The organism is Pedobacter sp. ASV28 (genome assembly GCF_016428855.1).
Taxonomy (GTDB): Bacteria; Bacteroidota; Bacteroidia; order Sphingobacteriales; family Sphingobacteriaceae; genus Pedobacter.
Genome location: NZ_JAELTN010000009.1, coordinates 105,152 through 114,677, shown reverse-complemented (window position 1 = coordinate 114,677; position 9,526 = coordinate 105,152). Strand labels below are relative to the sequence as shown.

Here is a 9,526-nt window from a genome sequence, read left to right as displayed (position 1 = left end):
CCCCCCCCCCCCCCCCCCCCCCCCCCCCCCCCCCCCCCCCCCCCCCCCCCCCCCCCCCCCCCCCCCCCCCCCCCCCCCCCCCCCCCCCCCCCCCCCCCCCCCCCCCCCCCCCCCCCTTTTACACACGCAGGTCTCGTGGGCTCGGAGATGTGTATAAGAGACAGGCCCCAATCTGGTTGATCAGTTGGTCTGCTTGGAAATTATTGCTGAATTCAGTGTTCAATTGATCATAACGGCCATCAATAGATGCATCATAAGTTTTTCTATCGGCCTTGCTATTGCTAAAGGTTATACCATAATTGGCCACTAGATTTAAGAATTTGCTGAGCGGTTCGTTATAGGTAATGTTCGATGCCAGTCTGTTGGTGATAATATCGTTATCCTTAAACTGATTGATCAGCTCATTTCTTGTCAACACCTCATCTTCATTAAAGAAATTGTTGTCCGATTTCATATAGCCTTCGCTATTTGATTTATTAAAGGCTTGACTAATGTTGATGGAATAATTTCTGCCGGCTTTTTTTAATTTTTTGGTATAAAATGCATTTAGATTAAATAGTTGTTGTTTGCTTTCGTTGTTGGCCGATCTAGAAGAAGTGTTGAGTAAAGAATTATCTCCCCTTGTGCCAATAGAGGTATAGCTGTTGTTGCTTTCGGTGTTTTTTATGCTTCCATCTATGGTGACTTTTAGGTTGGAAGTGGTATCGATTTTTAAGTTGTAGGTGGCATCGACTTTCTGTCTAAACATATCGCTTTCCGTGATGTTATCACTATTGGTGTTAAAAATACCAGTTGGAAGGTTGTTTTGGCTAATGGTATTTTTGTTTGTTTTTACATTCAGGCCGCCAACTTTGTAGTTGGTGTTAATGCTCTGCTTATCGCTATTCCATTTGTTTTCATAATGTAGACCACCATTATTGGCCTTTGGAATTCCCTCTCCCCAATATCTTCCTCCACCATCCAGCTCATCACTTGAAGACATCATGATCATGCCATCATCCGTTACTTCCATATTCCCACTAGCACCATATTTTCCGGCATCGTCCCAACCTAAGCCTGTTTTACCTGTATTACTCGTAGTGAAATAGGCGGCTATTTTTTCTTTTGCCTTAAATTTGTTGAACATGGCTTGTACCTGATAAAAATCGTCTGTACCATATCCGGCATCTACCTTCCCAAAATAGCCTTGCTTTTTATCTTCTTTTAGCACGATATTTAAGGTTTGCTTTTTCTGCCCATCATCTACGCCGGTAAAGGCAGCCTGATCACTAGATTTTTCAAATAATTGCACCTTGTCTACCATATCGGCACGTAAATTTTTGGTAACAAGGGTAGGGTCGTCACCAAAAAATTCCTCTCCATCTACCAAAACTTTTTCTACCGTTTTTCCTTGTGCGGTAATTTTACCTTGTGCATCAACCGTTACGCCTGGAAACTTTTTTAATAGATCTTCTACACGATCATTAGGCTGTATTTTGTAAGCTGCTGCATTAAATTCAGTCGTATCTCCTTTAATTTTAATCGCTGCTGCCTGACCTTTGATAATTACCTCGTTTAACAACTTGGCCTTTGTCTTCATGTCAATCGTTTTAAAGTCGATAGATTTATTGACGGAATCCAAGGTGAACTTGTTCACAAAATCGGCATATTCAGGATAGGTAACCAATAAAATAAAGTCGCCCTTTTTTAGGTTCTGAAAATTAAAGGCGCCATTTTCGGCTACCCTTGAAAATTTGTATAAGGTAGAGTCTTTGGCATTTAAGATGCTGATGGTTGCGTTCTTTAAATTTACATTTGAAGAAAGGTCTGTTACGCTGCCTCGTATTGAATTGACTTGCGAATAGGCAAAAGTACCGATCAATAAAAGTACCGCTAAGCTAAGTAACGTTTTTTTCATAAAAGAAGTTTGGTGTGCACTAAAATATAACTAATAAGTTAGTTTAAGAAATTAATTTACGATCTTAACATTATTTAACATGTCTTGGTATATTTAAGTCATGATTCAAGGCGGTAGGGCACTGTTTATCCATGACAAAATATTTTTCCTTTCCGCTAAGGTTTTAAGTTGCTACACTGGTAATTGGCATTTTGAACTGTTTGGTCCAGCTCCGTTTGGATAATAAAAGGACTGGTGCTTGGTAAATTAATGTAACTATCAAAGTAAAGCTTGGCTTAATACTTTTACTTTTGTAGTAAGCCGTTGATAAAAGAGACTACCTGTATCAAAATATTTAAATGGCTTAATTTTGATGGCTATTTATTGATCAAGAAACCGAGCTAGATGAGGAGAAACTGATTTGGAAGAAAATAAACACTTACAGCCTGCGGAACTTGCAGCCCGATTTATCAACCATACCGCCAGGCATATTTTTCTGACGGGCAAGGCGGGGACGGGTAAGACTACCTTTTTACGGAATATTGTTGCCCATACCCATAAAAAGGCGGTCATTGTGGCACCTACAGGTATTGCAGCCATTAATGCGGCCGGAGTTACCATTCATTCGTTGTTTCAACTGCCTTTTGGAGCATATGTGCCTAGAATTACACCAGAACAAGAATTGCCCTCCGGTGTACATTACAATACGCCCAAAAGTATTGTTCGGCACCTGAATATGAATTCGATAAAGCGAAGGATACTATTGGATCTGGAGCTTTTGATCATTGATGAGGTGAGTATGCTGCGGGCCGACCTGCTCGATGCCATAGATATGGTATTGCGCTATGTCCGTAAAAATAACGCTCAGAGCTTTGGCGGTGTGCAGTTATTATTTATTGGTGACCTATATCAATTGCCTCCGGTAGTGAAAAATCAAGAATGGGAATTGTTGGGCAAATTTTATCAAAGCGCCTTCTTTTTTGATGCCCTGGCCCTGCAATCTAATCCTCCAATTTACATTGAACTGGAAAAAATCTACCGCCAAGCGGACGAAACATTTATCAGGCTATTGAACAATTTAAGAAATAACATCAGTACTGAAGAAGATTTTTTACTGCTAAAGAGTTATTATAAAGAGCACTATAAGTCTAGTCCAAATGATAATTATATTACCCTGACTACGCACAATAGCAAGGCTGATCGCATGAACCGTGATCATCTTAAAGCTTTGCAGGGTAAGTCTTTTTTTTATCATGCCAATATTGAAAGGGAATTTGCAGAAGGTGCTTATCCGATTGAAAAAACCTTAGAACTTAAAATTGGTGCACAGGTCATGTTCATTAAAAATGATCCTAAAGGAGAAATGCGGTTTTTTAATGGAAAACTAGCCATTGTAACTAATTTAGGCAGCGACTTTATAGAGGTGCTGCCAGATGGGAATAAGTATCCTTTGGTACTGGACCAATATAGCTGGAAAAATATCAGATACACTACCAACAAGACCACAAACGAAATTGAGGAAGAAGAAATAGGTACGTTTACCCATTACCCCTTGAAATTGGCCTGGGCAATTACCGTACATAAAAGTCAGGGTTTAACTTTTGATAAAGCAATTATTGACATAGGTGATGCCTTTGCACCTGGCCAAATTTATGTAGCCTTATCCAGATTGCGCTCATTGGATGGATTGGTATTGACTTCACATCTCAATAGTAGGGCAATTAAACAGGATCAGCATGTAACCTATTATACACGTACCAAAGAACTGCAAGAGAGTTTAAGCGTTCAGATTGTTAAAGAAGCAGATGCTTTTCTAAAGCAATCATTGTTGCAAGCCTTTAATTTGGGCATGTTGGACAATTATGTTTATGAACATGTGTTCAGCTATAGCAAAGATGAAAAACGTTCGGTTAAGCAGACTCATTTACAATGGGCGGTAAAACTACAGCAGGAAGTAATTGCCCTGAAAGTACATGCAGATAAATTTCTGAAGCAAATAGAACGCTTGTTTACATTGAATGATATGGACGGCTTCCATTTATTGATGGAACGCACCCATGCGGCAGCGCATTATTTTAATCCCATTTTGGTTAAATTGAGCGATTATATTTTTGTACATATAGAACAGGTAAAACAGCAGAAACAGACTAAAGAATACTTATATGAGCTTATAGATCTGGAAGCCATGTTCTATGAGCAGTTTAAGAAAATTCGTAAGGCCAAGGCCATGTTGCAGGCTAAACTAGCGGATGAGGAAATCTCAAAGGAAAACCTGGCCGACCTATATGAACTGGCCAAGCGTGAGGAGCAGATGAAAAAGGTATACAGCCTTCCAAATAAAGAGGAATTGGTTAGGGAAGATGTCGCGCTAAAAAGTAAACCTAAAAAGAAAACAGGAGGAGCAAAGGCTCCTAAAATAGATACTAAAGAGGTTACCCTGGCACTCTTTAACGAAGGCAAAACACCAACGGAAATTGCCTTGGAAAGAAAAATGACAAGAGCTACTATAGAAGGTCATTTGGCGCACTATATTGCCAAACAAGAGATTAGTGCCGATAAGGTTATTCCTAAGCATAAGCTTGAAACCATTTTGCATGCCATTAGGAAGTTGAAGAGCATTAAGCTTAATGAACTTAGAGATCATTTGGGCAAAAGCTATGATTTTGGTGAAATTAAAATTGCCATTGCGGCTTTTATGGTAGAAGGGGAATAAGCAAAATATTTAATGGAGACTTATGAAGTTTAACTTTTGTTGGTTATTACTTTTTAAGGGTAAAGTTGAGGCTGTGCCGTTTTAAAACCTCGTAAGCCTGAGTTGTAATGTCATTGTGAGGTACAGCCTACCCCGATTATCGGGGAAGCAATCCTAAAACTAAGGTTTTAACCCTTCAAAAGTTGGTGGATTTCTCCTGGCGTCGAAATGACGATACAAACAAAAACAGCTCCGAATTTTGGTTCGGAGCTGTTTTATTTAGGGATAAATGTAGACAGAAAGTTTCTCAGCTACACTGCATTCCGAGCGAAATGCAGTGTAGCCCGTAAATTACTCCTTCCAGCCTCCCCCTAAAGCGCGGTATAGGTTAACTATGGCCTGAAGCTTTTGAAGTTTATCATTAACCCCACTTAATTGAGCGGCCAATAAACTTTGCTCGGAGGTCAGTACATCGGTGTAATTTGTGGCTGAACTATATTTAAGCAATTCTTTGGTGTAATCAACTGCTTTTTCTAACGAAACTACTTGCTTCGCCCTCGAGTTTTCTTTGTCTAGGGCCGTTTGATAGGCGTACAAAGAATTAGAAACTTCGGTGCCTGCAGTTAACAACGATTTTTGAAAATTGTAATAAGATTCTTGTTGTGCAGCCTTGGCGGAAGTTAACCTTGCTTTATTTTGCCACCTATTGAAAATAGGTTGGGTCAAACCGGCTACAACACTGTAAAAAATAGAATTGTCGAAAAGGTTTTGAAGTTTTAGGCTTGAAATACCCCCATTTGCAGTTAATGTTAATGCTGGATAGAAGTAGGTTTTGGCCAAGTTTGTATTTTCAAAAGCCACCCTAAATGCAAGCTCTGCCTGTTGCACATCGGGCCTGTTTTTTAGCAGCTGCGTAGGAATGCCAATCTGCAAATCTTTGTATTCCTGTTGCGCATCCAAGCTATTTCGATTGATTACGCCCGATGTCCTTACCAATAATATATTTAAGGTATTTTCAGTTTCCCTAATGCTCCTTTTAAGATCGGGAATGGTGACTTCTGCGGCATACCTGTTCGCTTCGCTCTGTACAACTGCCGCCCCATTTACAATACCTGCTTCCTTCAGTTCCTTAATGGTCTCTACACTTTTAATGCGGTTTTGTAAGGTCTGCTCCGTAATTTTTAGTTGCTTGTCAAGTGCCAATAACAGGTAATAGTTGTTGGCAATATTGCTAATCAACTGGGTTTGTACCGCACGTTTGGCCGCATCGGTCTGTAGATAGGAGGCCAGGGCAGAACGTTTTGCGCTACCCAGTTTCCCCCAAACATCAATTTCCCAAGAAGAGCTAAGTTGCGCCCGGTACAGTTGGGTTTCGGTATTGATATTGATCCCGGCAGGAAAGTTTAGTGCCGCTACAGACTGTTTATTGTCGGTAACATTTACATCGGCAGTTAAGGTAGGCAAGAAAGCGGTTTTGCTTAGACGTAAATTGGCTTCGGCACTTTTCATTCTTTCTATAGCACTTTTAAGGTCCAGGTTATTTTCCAGCCCTTCCTTGATCAAGGCCTGCAACGCAGGGTCTGTAAACAAGGTTGAAGTCGGCAGATCGGCAATACTAGTTGTATCGCTGCTCTTTGCATTGCCATACAAACCTTCCGATTTTAAAGTCGGCTGTTCATATTTTTGCGTTATACAAGCTCCCAAACTAAGTAGTACGACGCTTATGGTTAATATCGATATTTTATGATTTCGTGTCATATTTGATAAGCTGAAATTTATGCTTCAGGATCTTTTAATTGTTCAAAATTTAAGTGTGTTTGTGCTTCAATCACACTTTGGTCAAAAGGAGATTTGCTGCTTACCTTTTCTTGCAGAGTTTGGAAAACAATGAACAGTACCGGAATAACGAATACGCCGAATACGGTACCAAACAACATTCCTCCAACAGCACCTGTACCAATAGAGGTATTACCTGCCGCACCTACACCAAATGATAGCATTAAAGGCATAATACCCAGGATAAAGGCAAATGAAGTCATCAAAATAGGACGTAACCTTGCTGTGGCGCCTTCTAAGGCTGCCTGTAAAATGGTCATTCCCCTTCTGCGTCTTTCTACGGCAAATTCTACAATCAGAATAGCATTTTTAGCCAATAGACCAATCAGCATGATGACGGTAATCTGCGTATAGATATTGTTGTCTATGCCAAAAATCTTATCAAAGATGAAAACTCCCGCCAATCCAACAGGAAGAGATAGAATTACAGCGAGAGGCAGTACATAGCTTTCATATTGGGCACAAAGTAGGAAGTAGACAAAAATCAGACACAGTAAGAAGATGAATACGGTTTGGCTTCCTGCCGACTGTTCTTCTCTCGATAAACCAGAGAACTCATAGCCATAACCCTGAGGTAAAATTTTTGCCGCTTCTTCTTGTACAGCCTTCAGGGCATCGCCAGAACTATATCCTGGTTTAGGGTTTCCGGTTATGGCAATTGAGGTATAAAGGTTAAATCTCGAAATGGCTTGTGGCCCATATACCCTTTCAGTAGAGATAAATCCTGTAATCGGTGCCATCACACCACTTGGTGTACGTACGTATACATTGTTCAAACTTTCTAAGTTGGCCCTATACTGTGGGTCGGCCTGATAAACTACCCGATATTGCTTGCCGAATTTGTTGAAATTGGAAGCGTAAACACCGCCATAATAACCTTGCATAACGTTCATCACATCATTTACGTTCAATCTGGCCTGCTTAATTTTAGCAACGTTGGCCGTAATTAAATACTGAGGGAAATTTGGGTTAAATGATGTTGCCGCATACTGAATTTCGGGGCGTTGGTTCAACGCGGCCAAAAACTGATTGCTTACTTGCGCAAAATTTGCAATAGTACCGCCAGTTTTATCCTGCAGCTGGAACTCAAATCCACCGCCAGTACCAAAACCTTGAATGGTTGGTGGGGCGAAGAAGATAATTTTGGCTTCTTTCATATTGGCGGTTTTTGCAAATAGCTCGCCAATAATGGTTTTTACATCACGTTTACGTTCGTTCCATGGTTTTAAACGACTAATTACCATACCATATGAGCTGCCCGAACCACTAATCAGTGCCCTTCCCACTACTTTAAGTGTCAACCTTACTTCTGGAACAGTCCTTACAATACTATCTATTTTACTTACCACTTCATCGGTTCTTTCTTGTGAAGTACCCGGTGGCAGCGATATATCAGAAAATATAGAGCCTAAATCTTCGTTAGGGACAAAACCTTTGGGCGTAGTATTCATGGCCCATACTAGGGCTACAATAAAGGCCAAAAGCCCTATGCCCGCCATCCATTTTCTTTTGGCCAAGAAATAAACGGAACCTTTATACTTACGGGTCATGGTTTCAAAGGAGGTATTGAAAGCGGCGTAAAAGCGCTTAACAAAGCCTTTCTTGCCATGTTCTGCATCATCTTTATGCGGTTTTAGGAACAAGGCACATAATGCAGGGCTTAAAGTTAGGGCATTGATAGCCGATAGGATAATGGAAATGGCCAAGGTTAATCCGAATTGCTTAAAGAATACACCCGACGAACCACTGATGAAACTCACCGGAATAAATACGGCAGCCATAACCAAGGTGATGGAGATAATGGCCCCGGTGATCTCGTCCATCGCATCAATGGTGGCTTTTCTGGCAGATTTATAGCCTTGGTCTAACTTGGCGTGTACGGCCTCGACCACCACAATGGCATCATCTACCACAATACCGATGGCAAGTACTAGTGCAAATAAGGTAAGCAGGTTTATGGTAAAGCCAAATAAGCTTAAGAAAAAGAAGGTACCTACAATGGCTACTGGTACAGAAATAGCAGGAATCAAGGTAGATTTAAAATCCTGTAGGAATATAAATACGACAATAAACACCAGGATAAAGGCTTCTACCAGGGTATGCAGCACCTTTTCTATAGAGGCATCCAAAAAGTCGTTCACATTGGTTAGTACCTCATAGTTAATGCCTTTTGGAAAATCAACTTTTGCATTTTCCAACGCTTTAAGTGCGCCATCTATTACCTCTTTTGCATTAGATCCGGCCGTTTGGTTAACGGCAAAGCCTAGGGCCGATTTGCCATTGAGCTTCACAGAACTGGCATAGCTCTGTGCACCCATCTCAATTCTGGCTACATCTTTTAGCTTTAAAACCTGTCCATTCTCTGCCGTTCTAATAATAATATCGCCAAACTGTGCTTCATCCTTTAATCTACCAGTATATTTTAAGGTGTATTGAAAAGATTGCTGGCCCTGTTCGCCTAGCTGGCCTGGCGCTGCTTCTATATTCTGATCGGCCAATGCGGCATTAATGTCACTAGGTATTAGACTGTAAGCGGCCATTACATCTGGCTTGAGCCATAAACGCATGGTATAAATAGACTGGCCAAAGGCATTTACATCGCCCACACCATTAATCCTTTTTACTTGGGGAATAAGGTTAATCTCTGCATAGTTCTGTAAGAACTTCTGGTCATATGCCGGGTCATCGCTGTACAGCGCAAAGATCAGTACGTTACTGGACTGTCTTTTTGCCGTAATTACCCCAGCTCGGGTTACCTCTGCGGGAAGTAAGCTGGTTGCCCTTGCCACACGGTTTTGTACATTTACTGCCGCCAAATCTGGATTGGTACCTAATTTAAAATTGATGGTAATGGTAGCCGAACCATCATTTCCTGCCGAAGAGGTCATGTAGGTCATGTCTTCCACTCCGTTGATCTGCTCTTCGAGAGGAACGACAACGCTGCTCATTACCACATCGGCATTGGCACCTTGGTACGATGCCGATACCTGTACGGTAGGCGGCGCAATTTCTGGATATTGCGAAATAGGCAAGGTTAAAATACCTAGTATCCCTAATATTAAAATAATGATAGAGATAACGGTAGATAGAACCGGCCTTTCGATAAATTTCTTAAACATATT

General features: G+C 41.1%; 4 protein-coding genes. 1 reads left to right on the top strand and 3 read right to left on the bottom strand.

What is annotated here, in order from left to right; genetic code table 11:
• Positions 1–118: 118 nt before the first annotated feature.
• Positions 119–1,897, bottom strand: coding sequence for a carboxypeptidase-like regulatory domain-containing protein (locus tag JHD79_RS05180; protein ID WP_199118143.1), 1,779 nt, complete (start codon positions 1,895–1,897; stop codon positions 119–121).
• Between the two features lie 400 nt (positions 1,898–2,297).
• Here JHD79_RS05180 and JHD79_RS05175 point away from each other — a divergent pair, with 400 nt between their 5' ends.
• Positions 2,298–4,589: a helix-turn-helix domain-containing protein gene (locus JHD79_RS05175; protein ID WP_199118142.1), complete on the top strand. Its 2,292-nt coding sequence runs from the start codon at positions 2,298–2,300 to the stop codon at positions 4,587–4,589.
• Between the two features lie 330 nt (positions 4,590–4,919).
• On the opposite strand, the gene JHD79_RS05170 is transcribed toward JHD79_RS05175, so the two are convergent.
• Both JHD79_RS05170 and JHD79_RS05165 read right to left on the bottom strand, forming a co-directional pair.
• Complete coding sequence (locus tag JHD79_RS05170; RefSeq protein ID WP_199118141.1) at positions 4,920–6,326, bottom strand: efflux transporter outer membrane subunit; 1,407 nt, start codon at positions 6,324–6,326, stop codon at positions 4,920–4,922.
• A gap of 17 nt (positions 6,327–6,343) precedes the next feature.
• Complete coding sequence (locus JHD79_RS05165; protein ID WP_199118140.1) at positions 6,344–9,523, bottom strand: efflux RND transporter permease subunit; 3,180 nt, start codon at positions 9,521–9,523, stop codon at positions 6,344–6,346.
• Positions 9,524–9,526 lie beyond the last annotated feature (3 nt).